We start from the raw sequence: 15,174 nt of genomic DNA on the forward strand, positions 1-15,174 counted from the left end.
TCGACGCATCTGTGAGGCGAGATGAACCGGACAGAGCCCGAACGGCTTGTGGAGCCCTGGGCCAACGGCCCTGGAGTCTCCAGGGCCCCGGACCCGGGAGACGGCCGGGCGGCGCCGCCCGGACCCCGCACGCACGTCGTGGTGCTGTCGGCCGCGAGCGCGGAACACCTCGGCCGCTACGCCCGGCGGCTGCGGGACCATGTGGTCGCGGCGCGCGCCGCCGGCACGGCCCCCCCGCTGGCGGACGTCGCGTTCACCCTGCAGACGGGCCGGGTGGCGATGTCCCATCGGCTGGCCGTCCGCTGCGCCGACCTGGAGACACTCACCGAGGCCCTGGATGCCATGGCGGCCGGTCGCGACCACCCCGCCCTGAGAACGGCGGTGGCCCCGCCGCCGACCGCCCCCGGCACGTCCGGAACCCCGGCGGGCCGGTCTCCCGCCGGGGCGTTCGACGGGTCCGGGACCGCGGAGGGAGGCCATGCCGCGGCGGGGGCCGATGGGGGAGTCCCCTCCGAGACGGAGGCCGCGGCGGCGTGGCTGGCCGGGCACGACGTGGTGTGGGAGGACTGCTGGCCGGTGCCGGGCGCCCGCGTCCCGCTGCCCACATACCCCTTCGACACCCCGTCCTTCGACACCCCGTCCTTCGACACCGGGCGGACGGAGACCGCCGGGGCCCTCGCCGGGGACGGGCCCGCCGCCGCTTCCGCCGATGGCGCTTCCGGCGGCGTGGACACTCCGGGGGGCGGCCCCGGCCGTGCTCCCGCGGACGACCCCCTCCTGCGCGCCCGGGTGGAGGACTACCTCAAGGCGCGGTATGCCGAGGTCTCCGGCATACCGGTGGACCAGCTGCACGCCTATGTGCCGCTGGAGCACTACGGGCTCACGTCGTACATCGTGGCCCGGCTGAACGACGCGCTGGCGCGCGACCTGGGCGAGGTCTCCCCGACGCTCTTCTTCGAGCACCGCGATCTGGCCGGGGTGGCGGGAGCGCTCCTCGATCTCGATGGTCCCTGGCTCGCGGACGAGGCGTGCCGTGCGGCGTCCGCGTCCGGGAGCGGACACGGCGACGCCCAAGGGGACGGCGGACCGGCCGAGCCGGGGACACGGGACCGGGAGGCAGGGGCCTCGAAGGCGCTCGCGGCGCGCGACGACCGACGCGGGGACGGCGAGCGCGACGACGACCGGGCGATCGCCATCGTCGGCATCGCCGGACGGTATCCGCACGCCCCCGACCTCGACCGGTTCTGGGAGAACCTGGTCTCCGGGCGCGACTGCGTCGGGCCGCTGCCGTCCGCGCGGCGCCGCCCCGGCTGGCCCGCCGACATCATGTGGGGCGGGTTCCTGGACGAGGTCGACACGTTCGACCCGCTGCTGTTCAACATCACACCCAGGGACGCCGCCCTCATGGACCCGCAGGAGCGGCTGTTCCTCGAGGTGGCCTGGGAGGCGCTGGAGGACGCCGGCTACCCCCGGCGGCGGCTGCGTGAGCGGCACGACTCCCGGGTGGGGGTGTACGCGGGCTCGATGTACAACGAGTACCCCTTCTTCGGCGTCGAGCAGACCCTGCGGGGCAACCCCCAGGACTCGGGGTCGGCCATCGGCGGCATCGCCAACCGGGTCTCGTTCCACTTCGACCTGCGCGGGCCCAGCATGACCGTCGACACGATGTGCTCGTCCTCGCTCGTCGCCATCCACCTGGCCGTGCAGGCGCTGCGTCGCGGCGAGGCCGAGATGGCGATCGCGGGCGCGGTCAACCTGTCCCTGCACCCGAACAAGTTCATCCAGCAGCGCCGCATGAAGCTGACCGCCTCCGACCTGCGCTGCCGCAGCTTCGGGCTGGGCGGCGACGGGTTCGTGCCGTCGGAGGGCGTCGGCGTCGTCGTGCTGAAGCCGCTGCGCCGCGCGCTTGAGGACGGCGACCGCGTGCACGCGGTGATCCGCGGCACCTCCGTCGTCCACATGGGCAGGACCAACGGCTGGATCGTGCCCAACCCCGCGGCGCAGGGCGAGATGGTGCGCGACGCGCTGCGGGACGCGGGAGTCGACCCGGCGACCATCGGTTACCTGGAGGCGCACGGAGCCGGAACGGCGCTGGGCGACCCCATCGAGATCGACGGGCTCATGCGGGCCTTCGGCGACGCAGGCCTTCCCCCGGGCGCCGTCGCGATCGGCTCGGTCAAGTCGTCGATCGGTCATGTGGAGGCCGCCGCGGGCATCGCGGGCCTGACGAAGGTCGTGCTCCAGATGCGGCACCGCACGTTCGCGCCGTCCCTGCACGCCGAGGAGCTCAACCCGAAGATCGCCTGGGACCGCGTGCCGTTCCGGGTGCAACGCGAGGCCGCGCCCTGGCCCGAGCGTGAGGACGCGCATGGCCGTCCGCTGCCGCGCCGGGCCGGCGTCAGCTCCTTCGGGGCCGGCGGGACGATCGCCCACGTCGTCCTGGAGGAGTACGCGGACGTCCCCGAACGGCCCCGCTTCGCGGCAGGACGCCCGCAGGCGCTGGTGCTTTCGGGACAGGATCGGGACGCCCTGCGACGGCTGGCGGGCCGTATGGCGACCTGGCTCCGCGACGCGGACGGCCGCCACGACCTGGCCGACGTCGCCTACACGCTGCAGGCCGGCCGAGAGCCGCTGCGGGAACGGCTCGCCCTGGTCACGGCGGACTTCCGGGAGGCGGCCGGTCTCCTGGAGCGCTTCGCCGCCGGGGAGGAACCGCCGGGCGTGCTGCGGGGCCGCACCCCCGGCCCTGGGCAGGAGCCGGGACCCGTGCTCCCGCGCGTCCCGGCCCCCGATCCCGGGCATGCTCCCGTCGCGGGACCGCACTCCGCTTCCGACCCCGCTTCCGACCCCGCGTCCGATTCGGCGTACGTCCCCGGATTCGGCGAGGACGAGTTGCGGGAGATCGCCGCCCACTGGGTGGGCGGCGGCCGGGTGGACTGGCCTCGCCTGCACGGGCCCCGCCTCCGGCACTCCGGGACCTCCCGACCCGAGCACGCCGGACGGGACGCCGAGGGCTTCTCGCCGCACGTCATCGCCCTGCCGTCGTATCCCTTCGCCCGCATGCGGTGCTGGCTGCCCGAGCGGCCGTACGAGCCCGGCGCCGGTGCGCCGGTCGCGGGCTCCGCCGGCGTCCATGAGGTGCCGGGCGCGCCGTACGGGCGGGAGACGGGGGAGGGACCTCACGCGGGCCGGGAGATCCCGCTCTACCGGAAGGAGTGGGTGCACGCCGACGCCGCACGCGTCCCCGCCTCCGTCGAGGGGCCGCTGCTGTGCGTCTTCGACGACCGGACCGAGAACGTGGCGCGCGAGCTGGCCCGCGCCGCGGGCCAGGGGCGGGTGCTGCTGGTCCGCGAAGGCGCCGCCCACCCCGATCCCGCCCACCCCGATCCCGGCCGCAACGGAACCGGCCGCAACGGAACCGGCCCTGCCTCCGGCGACGGCGGCGTTCTCTCGTACGACGACGAGGCGGGCGCGGTCGAGGCCGTCGGCGTTCTGCTGGCCCGGCATCCCGGCCTGTCCGGATGGGTGGACCTGTGCGACCTCGACGCCCCGGCGGGACCCGGACGGTGGCAGGCCAGGCTGGCCATGCTGCAGCAACTCGTGTCCTACCGGCACGCCGCCGGTCTGCGCGTCGTCCACGTCACCCGGGGCCTGCTCGGCGCGCCGGGCGCTCCCGCCACACTCGCCGGCGCCCGCATGGCCGGGTTCGTCCGCATGCTCGGCGCGGAGTACGGCAAGATCCGGGCGACCGTGCTCGACACCGACGTGCCCGCCTCACGGGCGGCCGAGGTCGCCCGGCAGGTGCTGGACGAGTGGGGCGACCCCGGCCGGTACGGCGAGGTCTGCCACCGCGCGGGACGGCGGCACGAGCCCCGGCTGGTGCCGGTCGACGCGCCGCACGTGCCGCTGCGGCTCGCGCCGGACGCGCCGTACGTGCTGAGCGGGGCGACCCGGGGCATCGGCGCCCGGGTGGCCCGCCACCTGGTGGAAAGGGGCGCCCGCCGGATCGTCCTGGTGGGCGCGCGGTCCCTGCCGCCGAGGGAGCGGTGGGACGACCCGTCGCTGCCCGAGCCCTCGGCCGCCGCCGTCGCGACGGTGCGCGAGCTGGAGCGCCTCGGCGCCGAGGTGCGGGCGCACACCGGGAAGCTCTCCGACAGGGCCGGGCTCGTCGCGTTCATGCGATCGGTCCGTGACGCGTGGGGCCCGGTGGCCGGCGTCGTCCACTGCGCGGGGCGGGTCGGCCGGGGCACCCCGGTCTTCGCCCACAAGGGCGCGGTCGAGATGCGGGCCGTGCTGGAACCGAAGACCGACGGCCTGGAAGCGCTGGCCGAAGTCTGCGAGACCGACCGGCCCGCGTTCTTCCTCACGTTCTCCTCGGTGTGCGCGGCGGTGCCCCGGCTCGCCGCCGGAGTGGCGGACTACGCCGCCGCCAACGCCTTCATGGACTTCTTCGTGAGCGGCAGGGCCCGGCAGGGCCACGGCGCGTTCCGCTCGGTGAACTGGCCGATGTGGCGCGAGAGCGGGTCGGGACGCGGCGGTCCCAACGTCTGCGAACCCGCGGGGCTCGACAGCCTCGGCGACGCGGAGGGTTTGCGTGTGCTGGAGCGCGTGCTCGCCCTGCCCGCCGACGCCCTGCCGGACGGCACCTCGGTGCTGCCGTGCCCGCCGCTGCGCGGTGTCGCGCCCGATCCCGGCGCCCTGCTCCTGACCGGTACTGGGGAAGCGGGTGCCGCCGCCCTCATCGGGGATGCCGCCACCGGCATGGCCGTCGCCTCGCCGGCGGCGTCCGGGCCGTCCGCGCCGACCGGGCCGTCCGCGCCGACCGGGCCGACCGGGCCGGCCGTGCCTGCCGTGGAGCGGCGGCCGGTGAGCGCGGGCGCGACCGGCGGCCGCCCGCCCGCGTGGCTGGTGGAGCTGTTCGCGCGCAACGTGGGGCTCCCGGCAGCGGACCTCGATCCCACCGCCGACTTCGCCGAGCTCGGCGTCGAGTCGGTCATGCTGGGCGAGCTGCTCCAGCAGATCGAGGAGCACCTGGGCCGAAGGCTGGAGCCGTCCGTCCTGCTGGACCACTCCACGCTGGAACGCCTCGCCGCCTACCTGGCCCGGTTCGCCCCGGAGCCCGATCCCGGTGCGCTTCCGGAACCCGATCCCGGTGCGCTTCCGGAGCCCGGCCCGGGCCCGATGCCGGACGCCGGTCCCGTGACCGCGGTGGAGCGGCCCGTACCGCCCTTCGGCGTGGGGAGGGACGACGAGACGGCCGGCAAGATCGCGGTGATCGGGATGGCCTGCCGCTTCCCCGGCGCGCCCGACGTGGAGACCTACTGGGCCAACCTGCTGTCGGGACGCTGCTCGGTGACCGAGGTGCCGGCGTCCCGGTGGGACCATCGGCGGCTGTACAGCCCGGTTCCGGCCGTGGGCAGGTCGCTGAGCAAATGGGGCGGCTTCCTCGACGGGATCGAGGACTTCGACGCGGCCTACTTCGGCATGGGCGACGAGGAGGCGACCTGCCTCGACCCCGGCATCCGGCTGTTCCTGGAGGCCACCGCGACCTGCCTGGCCGACGCCGGGTACACCGGGGCCGAGCTGTGGGGGCGGGACGTCGGCGTGTTCGTCGGCGGCCGCATCTCCTCCTACGGCAGACGGGCCGGGCTGCGCCCCGCGGTGCTGCAGTCGGACCAGAACTTCATCGCGGCCCACGTCGCCCACCACTTCGACTTCCGCGGGCCCAACCTGGTCGTCGACAGCGCCTGCTCGTCCTCGCTCGTCAGTGTGCAGCTCGCGTGCCGTGCCCTGCTGGCGGGCGACGCCGAGATCGCCGTGGCCGGCGGCGTCGAGGTGCTGCTCGACGAGCAGCACTACCTGGAGTTCAGCGCCGCCCGGGCCATCTCCCCGTCGGGCCGCTGCGCCACGTTCGACGAGCGGGCCGACGGATTCGTGCCGGGCGAGGGGTGCGGGGCGGTGCTGCTCAAGCCCCTGGCCGCCGCGCTCGCGGACGGCGACCGCGTCCACGCGGTCATCGAGGCCGTGGCCGTGAACAACGACGGCCACACGATGGGCATCACCACGCCGAACCCGGCGGCCCAGGCCGACGTCATCAGGAAGGCCCTGGCGGCGGCGGGCCGGCGCGCCGACGAGATCGGCATGGTCGAGGCGCACGGAACCGGAACCCTCATCGGCGACCCGATCGAGCTGCGCGCGCTGACCGACGTGTACCGCGAGACCAGCGACAGGACCGGCTGGTGCGCGATCGGCAGCGTCAAGTCGAACGTCGGCCACCTGCTCAGCGCGGCGGGCGTGGCCGGACTGATCAAGGTGGTGCTCGCCGTCGAGCACGGCCAGATCCCGCCCACGCTGTTCTGCGAGACCCCCAACCCGCGCTTCGACTTCGAGGCCTCGCCGTTCTTCCCGAACACCCGGCTGCGCACCTGGGCGCCGGGGGAGCGGACGCGGGTGGCAGGACTCAGCTCGTTCGGGCTCGGCGGCACCAACGCCCATCTCGTCGCCGCCCGGCTCGACCCGCGGTTGCGCGACGGCGCTCCGGCGCCCCGCGAGCCGCTGCCCGCCCCGGTGTTCCGGCGCAAGCGGCTGTGGCTCGGCTGGGAGGCCGATCCGACGGCGACGGCGACCGGTCCGGCCGCCGGGACTGCGCGCGGTGAGGACACCGGTCAGAATGAGGACGAGCTCGTCGCGTCGCTGCTCGAGCTCTCCTTCACCGAGTAGGACCGAGGTCCGCACGGCGGCCGTCCCGAGAGGTCCTCGCGAGTGAGCGGAGGGCGATCCGGGCGGCGGCGCAGTCCGCAGACCACGTTCCTTATCAGACGGGAGGAAACGATGAGCACCACAGCCAGCGGCGCACCCCCCGCCGGGCAGGCGGCCCCCGCCCTGTCCGCCGCGCATGTCCGGCTGGCGGTGGCCGGCGTGATGGCCGGCATGCTGCTGTCCGCCCTCGACCAGACCGTGGTGAGCACCGCGCTGCCCCGGATCGTGAGCGACCTGGGCGGCATGGACATGCTCTCCTGGGTGGTCACCGCCTACCTCGTCACATCGATGGTGGTGACCCCGCTGTGGGGCAAGATCTCCGACCTGTACGGCAGGCGGTCGACGTTCATGGCCGCGATCGGGTCGTTCCTGGTCGCCTCGGCGCTGTGCGGCCTGGCCCAGGACGTCGGGCAGCTCATCGCGTTCCGGGCCCTGCAGGGCCTGGGCGGCGGCGGGCTGTTCGCGCTGGCGCTGACCGTCATCGGCGACGTCGTACCACCCCGTGAGCGGGGCCGCTACCAGGGGTACTTCGCCGGGGTCTTCGCCCTGGCCAGTATCGGCGGGCCGCTGCTCGGCGGCTGGCTGTCCGACGGGCCGGGGTGGCGCTGGATCTTCTGGGTGAACGTGCCGGTCGGCCTCGTCTCGCTGGCCGTCGTCGCGGCCGTCCTCCGGCTGCCGGTGACCCGCAGGGAGCACCACGTCGACTACCTCGGCGCCGCGCTGATCGTCGCCGGTGTCACCGCGTTGCTGCTCTACCTCGACTGGGCCGGCGAGGAGTACGGCTGGGCCGCTCCGGGGTCGCTCGCCCTGCTGGCCGGTTTCGCCGTCGCCGCCGCGCTGTTCGTCGTGGTCGAGCGGCGCGCGGCCGAGCCCGTCATCCCGCTGCGGCTGTTCGGCAACCCGGTCTTCCGGGTGGCGAACGTGTTCGGGTTCCTCGCCGGCGCCGCGATGTTCAGCGGCATCGTGTTCCTGCCGGTGTACCTGCAGGTCGTGTCCGGCATGTCGCCCACGGCGGCCGGCCTGGCGATGCTGCCGGCGATGTTCGGGATCATCATCGCCACCGCCGTCTCCGGCAACCTCATCACCCGCACCGGCCGCTACAAGGTCTTCCCCGTGCTCGGTTCCGTGCTGCTGGTGCTGGCGATGCTGCCGCTGTCGCGCCTCGCCGTGGACACGGCGTACTGGTGGGTGGCCGTGCTCTCGTTCGTGTTCGGCGCGGGCACCGGCCTGACCATGCAGCCCGTCCTGACCGCCGTGCAGAACGCCGTCGAGATGCGCGACCTGGGGGCGGCCACCGGGGCGGCGAACTTCTTCCAGCGGATGGGCGCGGCCGTCGGCACGGCGGTGCTCGGCGCGGTCTTCAGCTCCGGCCTGGCCCGCCATCTCGCCGACGAGGCGGGCGGCGTGCGCGTCGCGGCCGACGACGTGCAGGCCGTCCATCGGCTGGCCGAGCCGGTCAGGGGTCACGTGCTCGCCGCGTTCGCGCAGGCGCTGGACGACGTCTTCCTCGTCGCCGTGCCCGTGGTCGTGCTCGCGCTGGTCGTGTCGCTGTTCCTGCGCGAGGCGCCGCCCCGGCAGACGACCCCGCCCGCGGACGGCGCCCAGCAGGCGGCGGGCGCCGAGCAGCCCGAGCAGTCCCACCAGCCCGAGCAGTCCCAGCGGCCTGAGCAGCCCCGGCAGCCTGAGCAGCCCCGGCGGCCCGGGCAGACGCCGCAGCAGGCCGACGGCCGGGAGCGGGCCGGCGCCGAGCAGGGCGGCCGTGTGAACAGCTCGCGCTGACGCGCCGCCTTCATCCGACCCGCCGCATACAAGGGGGCCCGATCGCCGATCGGGCCCCCTTTCCTTGCGCAACATTGCGCAGACACGCTCTGACCGGCCAAGTAGCGTCTGCCGCAGTTCCCCATCGTCTCCTCCGAACGCGGCGCACGCGCTCGGCGGGCAGATCCGTCAGGCGCGCGCCGATCTTCGAGAAGGGATCGCGCAATGTCAGACACGGCGGTGTCCACCCTCGACGCGGGCCGGATCAGGCCGGCACAGCACCAGTCCTCCGTCCCCGCCGACAAGGTGCTGCACTCGGGCAACTCGGGCTTCATCATCGCCCGCAACGCCCAGCTCAAGTACAGCCACCGGGCCGAGGGCCGCCAGTTCTTCTCCGAAGTCGTCCGCCACATGAACGACTCCGACCTCAACGGGGCCTCCTTCTTCTGCTACGAGGAGGCGTTCGGCACGCAGGACCGCCTCCACTGGCTCATCCACTGGAAGTCGCCCAACGACTACGGCATCAGCCTGGAGATGGTCGACCACGACGAGACGATGATCGACCTTCTCGAGTCCGACCGGGTCAAGGACGACGACGGCGTCGGCGCGTGGGGCCGGCTGATCGTCGAGGGCACGATGCAGGAGAAGATCCTGGTGCCCCAGCACGGCGCCCACCATGAGAACGAGGAGGACGTCCCGAGCGACCTGTGGGTCGACCCGGCCTGGAAGCAGAGCTCCCAGCCGCTGTCGGAGCAGCTCAACTCGGCCAACGCCGAGCTCGTCCTGCACCGCGTCGGCCAGGCCAAGCACGAGTTCCGCAAGGAGGCCCGCTACTTCGCCTTCGCCTGGCAGAACCACGTCAACAAGGTCCTGCCCGGCAGGGTCACGTCGTACCTGTACGAGGAGACCTTCGGCGTGATGGACCAGCTGCACTGGCTGATCCACCTGCGGTCGTTCGAGGACTACCTGACGCTGATGCACCTCGACGACCACGACCCCGACTTCCGCCGGATCCTGGAGAAGGACTTCATCGCGCCGCACCGCGGCGGCGGCACCTGGGCCAGGACATTCGTGGACGGCACGCTGCACGACACGCTCCTGGTTCCCTACCAGCTTCCCCGGTGACGGCTTTCCCGGTGACAGCGGACCAGTCCGGGCTCCGGACGGGCGCGCCGCGCCCGCCGGCACCCGGCGGAGGAGGAGAAGGCTGATCATGCGCGCGTGGCTCTTCCCGGGCCAGGGGTCGCAGCGCAAGGGCATGGGGGAGGGGCTCTTCGACCTCTTCCCCGGCCTGTGCGCCGAGGTCGACGCGATCCTGGGCTACTCGATTCGCGACCTGTGCCTGAAGGACCCCGACGGACGGCTCCGGCAGACGCAGTACGCCCAGCCGGCGCTGTTCGTCGTCAACGCGCTGACCCACCTGGCCCGGCTGCGCGAGGAGCCGGAACCCGACTTCTACGCGGGGCACAGCCTGGGGGAGTTCGACGCGCTGTTCGCCGCCGGGTGCTTCGACCTGGCCACCGGCGTGCGGCTGGTCCGGCGCAGGGGCGAGCTGATGGGCCGGGCCAACGGCGGGGTCATGACGGCCGTGCTCGGCCTGCCCGCCGCGACCCTGGCGGCGCTGCTGGAGGAGGCCGGCGTCGCGGACGTCGACGTCGCCAACCACAACTCCGCCGACCAGGTGGTCCTGTCAGGAACCCCGGAGGGCATGGCCCGGGCGGTCGAGGCCGTCGAACGGGCGGGCGGCGCCCGCTGCGTGCCGCTCAACGTCAGCGCGGCCTTCCACTCGCGGCACATGCGACCGGCGGCCGAGGAGTTCGCGGCGTTCCTGCGCGAGGTGGAGTTCGCGCCTCCGCGGGTGCCGGTCGTCGCCAACGTCACCGCCCGGCCGTACCCGCCGGACGGGGTGGCGGACCTGCTCGCCCGGCAGATCGCCAGCCCCGTCCGCTGGTGGGACGGCATGAGCTATCTGCTCCACCGCGGCGTCCGCGAGGTCGCCGAGGTCGGCCCGGGCACGGTGCTCACGGGGCTGTGGCGGTCGGCCCGCCGCACGCCGGCCCCCGTGACTCCGGCCCCCGTGACTCCGGCCCCCGTGACTCCGGCCCCCGTGACTCCGGCCCCCGTGACTCCGGCCCCCGTGACTCCGGCTCCCGTGACTCCGGCTCCCGTCGAGGACGCGCCCCCGACCGTTCGGACCGGCCGCCCGGCCGCCGTACCGCTCCGACCGGCGCGGCGGCCGGCGTCCTCGCGGGAGGCGGGGCCGGCGGTGGACTCCGCTGCCGAGACGGAGGCGCGGCTCGCGTCGGCGGCCGAGCGGCTGGGCTCCGCCCGGTTCCGCCGCGAGTACGGGCTGCGGCACGCCTACCTCGCCGGCTCGATGTACAAGGGGATCTCCTCCGCCGACCTGGTCGTGCGCATGGGCCGCTCGGGCCTGATGGGCTTCTTCGGCGCGGGAGGGCTGTCGCTGGAGCGCACCGAGCAGGCGCTGCTCGACATCCGGCGCCGCCTCGGCCCCGAGGTCCCGTTCGGCATGAACCTCCTCAACGACCTCGACGACCCCGCGAGGGAGGAGCGCACGGTCGCCCTGTATCTCAAGCACGACGTGCGCTTCGCCGAGGCCGCGGCGTATCTCAACGTCACGGCCCCGTTGGTGCGGTTCCGCTTCAGCGGCGCGCACCGGGACGCCCAGGGCAGGCCGGTCGCCGTGCGGCGGGTGCTGGCCAAGGTGTCGCGCCCGGAGGTGGCCACCGCGTTCATGAGCCCGCCGCCGCAGGCGCTGCTCGACCGGCTGATTCGGGAGGGCGGGCTCACCCCGGCGGAGGCCGAGGTGGCGCGGGAGCTGCCGGTCAGCGGCGAGGTCTGCGTCGAGGCGGACTCCGGCGGGCACACCGACGCGGGTGTGGCGCTCACGCTGGTCCCCGCCATGCGCCGGCTGCGCGACGAGCTCACGGACCGGTACGGCTACCGCGCGCCGATCCTGCTCGGCGCCTCGGGCGGACTCGGCGCCCCGGAGGCGGTGGCCGCCGCCTTCGTCCTCGGGGCCGACTTCGTGCTGACGGGGTCGGTGAACCAGTGCTCCCCCGAGGCCGGCACCTCCGAGACCGTCAAGGACCTGCTGGCCGGGCTCGACGTGCAGGACACGGCGTACGCACCCTCCGGCGACATGTTCGAGCTGGGGGCCCGGGTGCAGGTCGTGCGGAAGGGGACGCTGTTCGCCGCCCGCGCGACCAAGCTGCACCAGCTCTACCAGCGCCACCGGTCGCTGGAGGAGATCGACCCGGCCACGATGGCGAGCATCGAGCGCACCTTCTTCCGCCGTTCCCTCGAGGAGGTTTGGCGGGAGACCCGCGACCACTACCTGTCCGGCGGGCGGCCCCACGTCGTCGAGAAGGCCGAGCGCGACCCGCGCCACCGGATGGTGCTCGTCTTCAAGTGGTATTTCGCCCACTCCAATCGGCTCGCCCTCGCCGGAGACCCGGCCGAGCGCGCCAACTACCAGATCCACTGCGGCCCGGCGATGGGGGCGTTCAACCGGTTCGTCCGCGGCACCGAGCTGGAGGACTGGCGCAACCGGCACGTCGACGTCATCGCCGAGCGGCTCATGACCGGGGCCGCTCGATGCCTCGACGGCCGCATCCCCGCAGATTCCACGTCCACGAAGGAGTAGACGGTGTCGAACAGCACCACACAGACGACCGTGCCGCCGGCGCTGCACCAGACGTCGCAGTCGCCGGACCGCGTCCTGCACTCGGGGAACGCGGGCGTGATCGTCGAGAGGGTGGCGCAGATCCGCGCCGGGCAGGGCGCCGCCGCCCGGAAGGCCGCCCGCGAGATCGCCGAGCACATCAACGCCAAGCACGCGGGGACGGCCACGGTCTTCGTCTACGAGGAGACCTTCGGCGTGAAGAACCGGCTCCACTGGCTGCTGCACTTCACGTCGTACGCCGACTACGGGGCGCTGCTGGCGATGGGCGGCCCGGGCGGCGACATCCGGGGCGGCGTCTTCGGCGCGCACGAGGCCGACGTCTGGGACGAGCTGTTCGAGGCGGGCAGCGTGCGGGAGACCGTCATGCTCCCGCACCGATGGGGCATCTTCGGCACCGCCACCGAGGCGATGGCCGCGGACCCGGCGATGAGTCCCATCGTCGCGGGAGAGGGCGGACTGCCCCGGTTCGACGTGCGGCCGGCCCAGGAGCAGACCGCGATGCCGACGGACAAGACGCTCAACTCGGCCACGGCGGGCGTCGTCATGCGCCGTACGGTCGACTTCGACTACCGCTACCGCGCCGAGGCGCGGGTGTTCGCGCGGACCGTGGCCGAGAACATGAACCTCAACATGGACGGCCTGGCCACGGTCTTCCTGTACGAGGAGGCGTTCGGCCGGATGGACCGCGCGCACTTCCTCATCCACATGCGCTCGCTGGACGTGATGTACCTGCTGATGGGCCTCGACGCGCGCACCGACCCCGACGCCCCGCGCGCCTCGTTCATCCAGGACTGGATCTCGATGGACAAGGGCGGCGGCGCCTGGGACAAGATCATCGTCCAGGGCACCACGCGGGACGTCCTGCTCACCCCGCAGTACTGGGGCTGAGGCGGAACGGGGAAGGGGCCACGGCGTCGCCGCCGTGGCCCCTTCCGCTGCCCTGTGACCATTCGCTGCACGCGCGACTGTCCGCTGCGTGCGGGACTGCTGTCCGCTACGCCTGGAACGTGGCTCAGCCCGTGTACGTGGTGATGCAGAACGCGTGCCCCGCGGGGTCGAGGAGCACCCGCCACTTGTCGCCGCCCGGCTGGAAGTCGGGCTTGGTCGCGCCCAGCTCGAGCAGCTGCTGCTCCGCCTTGTCCAGATCGGGCACGCTGAAGTCGAGGTGGAACTGCTTGGCCGAGTCGGGCCAGCTGGGCCGCGGGTGGTCAGGCACCCGCTGGAAGCTCAGGCGCACGGCGCCGTCGCTCCCGGCGAGATAGGTGAAGTTCTCGCTGCTGAACACCACCTCCCAGCCGGTGACCTGGCGGTAGAAGTCCGCCAGCGCCGCGGGATCCTGGCAGTCGAGCGAGACCGCGGCGAGAGTGCCGATGGCTGACATGGTGAAGCTCCCTTCGTCTGGCTGCCGCGCCTCCGGACGAGCCGGACGGGCCCGTTCCGGAGCCGCAGACGGACGTATGCTGCGCGGTGGCGTCGCGTGACGGCCGGCTCTCACCGGCCGTCAGACGGCGCCGCGATTTCCGATGGTACGCAGCCGATCAGTCGAGCTCGTACTCGAAGGTGAATTCCGCGTGACCGTCCGGCCCCACGTTGCCGCTCGTGTAGCGGGCCTCGCCGCGCAGCCCCTTGAGGTCGCCGGTGCCGGAATCCGGCACCACGGTCAGGGTGGCCTCGGCCGTGCCCGGCCGGACGACGCCGTCGAGCCGGAAGACGAAGCTGCCCTGGCGGCCGTCGAGGCTGCCGGTCACCCGCTCCAGGCCCTGGAACGGGCTGGTGCCGTCCGCCTCGGTGAGGACCAGGCACTCCAGCGCGCCGGTGGCCACGAGGTCGCCGGTGTAGTGGTTGACGACCGTGCCCCGCGACAGGACCGGGCCGCCGTCCTGCACGGCGTACGGCTGCGGCTGCCACGGCTCCCATTTCATCGTCCCGGTGGCGGTCTTTCCCATCGGAAACCTCCCGCGTTTCGAATGTCGCCGAATTTGTCGGGTGTGGAATTACGATGCTGTTCCGCAGGAACATGACAACACTGTTCTGCAGGATTCTGCCTGGCAGGCGGGGGGTGTGTCTGCTCAGGATTGAGCATTTCCGGAGCTTTATAAAAGCCGCGTCCGGCCTTTATCGAGAATGGCGTGGCGTGCTAATTTAAATGGTATGAGCGACGAACTGCAGCCTATGCCCGACGACTGGAGCACGGCACTCGCGGTGGTGGCCCATCCGGACGACATCGAGTTCGGCGCCGCCGGGGCCGTCGCGAGCTGGACCGCCGCCGGGAAGTCCGTGAGCTACCTGCTGCTCACCCGCGGCGAGGCCGGGATCGACGGGATGCCGCCCGAGGAGGCGGCCGCCGTACGGGAGGCCGAGCAGCGCGAGAGCGCGTCGATCGTGGGCGTGGATTCGGTGACCTTCCTCGACTACGCCGACGGCGTCGTCGAGTACGGCCTGCCGCTGCGCCGGCGGCTCGCCGAGGAGATCAGGCGGCATCGGCCCGAGCTGGTCATCGGCTTCAACCACCACGACCGGTTCCTCAGCGGCCGGTGGAACCCGCCGGACCACCGCAACACCGGGCGAGCCCTGCTGGACGCCGTGGGCGACGCGGGCAACCGCTGGATCTTCCGCGACCTCGGCCTGGAGCCCTGGCAGGGCGTGCGCCACGTGGCCATCGCCAACTCGCCGCACCCCACCCACGCCGTGGACGTCACCGACGCCATCGACAAGGCCGTGGCCTCCCTGGAGGCGCACCGCGCCTACCTCGCGGGCCTGCGGCCGCCCGTCACGGACGTGCGCGGCCCGCTGACCGCGATGGCCCGCCAGACGGGCGAGCGTTTCGGCGGCCGGCTCGCGATCGCCTTCGAGCTCATCCCCCGCTGAGCCCGGCTTCCTCGCTGAGTCCGGCGGCGTCCGTCCTCCCGCCCCGGCCCGTGGCCGATTTCTCCGCCCGGGCCGGGGCCGCG

The 15,174-nt window shown here is 73.6% G+C and carries 8 protein-coding genes; 6 read left to right on the forward strand and 2 right to left on the reverse strand.

Going from position 1 to position 15,174, the window contains the following annotated elements; genetic code table 11:
- Positions 1-21: 21 nt before the first annotated feature.
- The 5 genes from FLW16_RS44595 to FLW16_RS24465 all read left to right on the forward strand — a co-directional run bounded on the left by FLW16_RS44595 (position 22) and on the right by FLW16_RS24465 (position 13,111).
- Entirely contained in the window at positions 22-6,720 is a 6,699-nt protein-coding gene (locus tag FLW16_RS44595) for a beta-ketoacyl synthase N-terminal-like domain-containing protein (protein WP_221891265.1), read from the forward strand.
- A 111-nt stretch (positions 6,721-6,831) separates the two neighbouring features.
- Entirely contained in the window at positions 6,832-8,538 is a 1,707-nt protein-coding gene (locus FLW16_RS24450; protein ID WP_221891266.1) for an MDR family MFS transporter, read from the forward strand.
- Between the two features lie 204 nt (positions 8,539-8,742).
- Positions 8,743-9,642, forward strand: a complete 900-nt coding sequence (locus FLW16_RS24455) for a DUF6039 family protein (RefSeq protein ID WP_142562462.1) — start codon at positions 8,743-8,745, stop codon at positions 9,640-9,642.
- An 88-nt stretch (positions 9,643-9,730) separates the two neighbouring features.
- On the forward strand, positions 9,731-12,184 hold the full coding sequence (gene fabD, locus FLW16_RS24460; protein WP_142562463.1) for an ACP S-malonyltransferase: 2,454 nt from the start codon (positions 9,731-9,733) through the stop codon (positions 12,182-12,184).
- A 3-nt stretch (positions 12,185-12,187) separates the two neighbouring features.
- Positions 12,188-13,111, forward strand: a complete 924-nt coding sequence (locus tag FLW16_RS24465; protein WP_142562464.1) for a DUF6039 family protein — start codon at positions 12,188-12,190, stop codon at positions 13,109-13,111.
- Positions 13,112-13,235: 124 nt separating this feature from the next.
- On the opposite strand, the gene FLW16_RS24470 is transcribed toward FLW16_RS24465, so the two are convergent.
- On the reverse strand, positions 13,236-13,604 hold the full coding sequence (locus FLW16_RS24470) for a VOC family protein (RefSeq protein WP_142562465.1): 369 nt from the start codon (positions 13,602-13,604) through the stop codon (positions 13,236-13,238).
- Between the two features lie 157 nt (positions 13,605-13,761).
- Complete coding sequence (locus FLW16_RS24475; protein WP_142562466.1) at positions 13,762-14,169, reverse strand: DUF3224 domain-containing protein; 408 nt, start codon at positions 14,167-14,169, stop codon at positions 13,762-13,764.
- A gap of 205 nt (positions 14,170-14,374) precedes the next feature.
- On the opposite strand from FLW16_RS24475, the gene FLW16_RS24480 reads away from it, so the two are divergent.
- Positions 14,375-15,091 carry a PIG-L deacetylase family protein gene (locus FLW16_RS24480; RefSeq protein ID WP_142562467.1) on the forward strand — a complete coding sequence of 239 codons (717 nt, stop codon included), beginning with the start codon at positions 14,375-14,377 and terminating at the stop codon, positions 15,089-15,091.
- The last annotated feature ends 83 nt before the right edge of the window (positions 15,092-15,174 follow it).

The organism is Microbispora sp. KK1-11, assembly GCF_006874435.1.
Lineage (GTDB): Bacteria > Actinomycetota > Actinomycetes > Streptosporangiales > Streptosporangiaceae > Microbispora > Microbispora catharanthi.

Bases quoted from the DNA above. Each gene is read 5' to 3' on its own strand.
- FLW16_RS24470 (WP_142562465.1), bottom strand. From the start codon at position 13,604: ATGTCAGCCATCGGCACTCTCGCCGCGGTCTCGCTCGACTGCCAGGAT.
- FLW16_RS24475 (WP_142562466.1), bottom strand. From the start codon at position 14,169: ATGGGAAAGACCGCCACCGGGACGATGAAATGGGAGCCGTGGCAGCCG.
- fabD (WP_142562463.1), top strand. From the start codon at position 9,731: ATGCGCGCGTGGCTCTTCCCGGGCCAGGGGTCGCAGCGCAAGGGCATG.
- FLW16_RS24480 (WP_142562467.1), top strand. From the start codon at position 14,375: ATGAGCGACGAACTGCAGCCTATGCCCGACGACTGGAGCACGGCACTC.
- FLW16_RS24455 (WP_142562462.1), top strand. From the start codon at position 8,743: ATGTCAGACACGGCGGTGTCCACCCTCGACGCGGGCCGGATCAGGCCG.
- FLW16_RS44595 (WP_221891265.1), top strand. From the start codon at position 22: ATGAACCGGACAGAGCCCGAACGGCTTGTGGAGCCCTGGGCCAACGGC.
- FLW16_RS24450 (WP_221891266.1), top strand. From the start codon at position 6,832: ATGAGCACCACAGCCAGCGGCGCACCCCCCGCCGGGCAGGCGGCCCCC.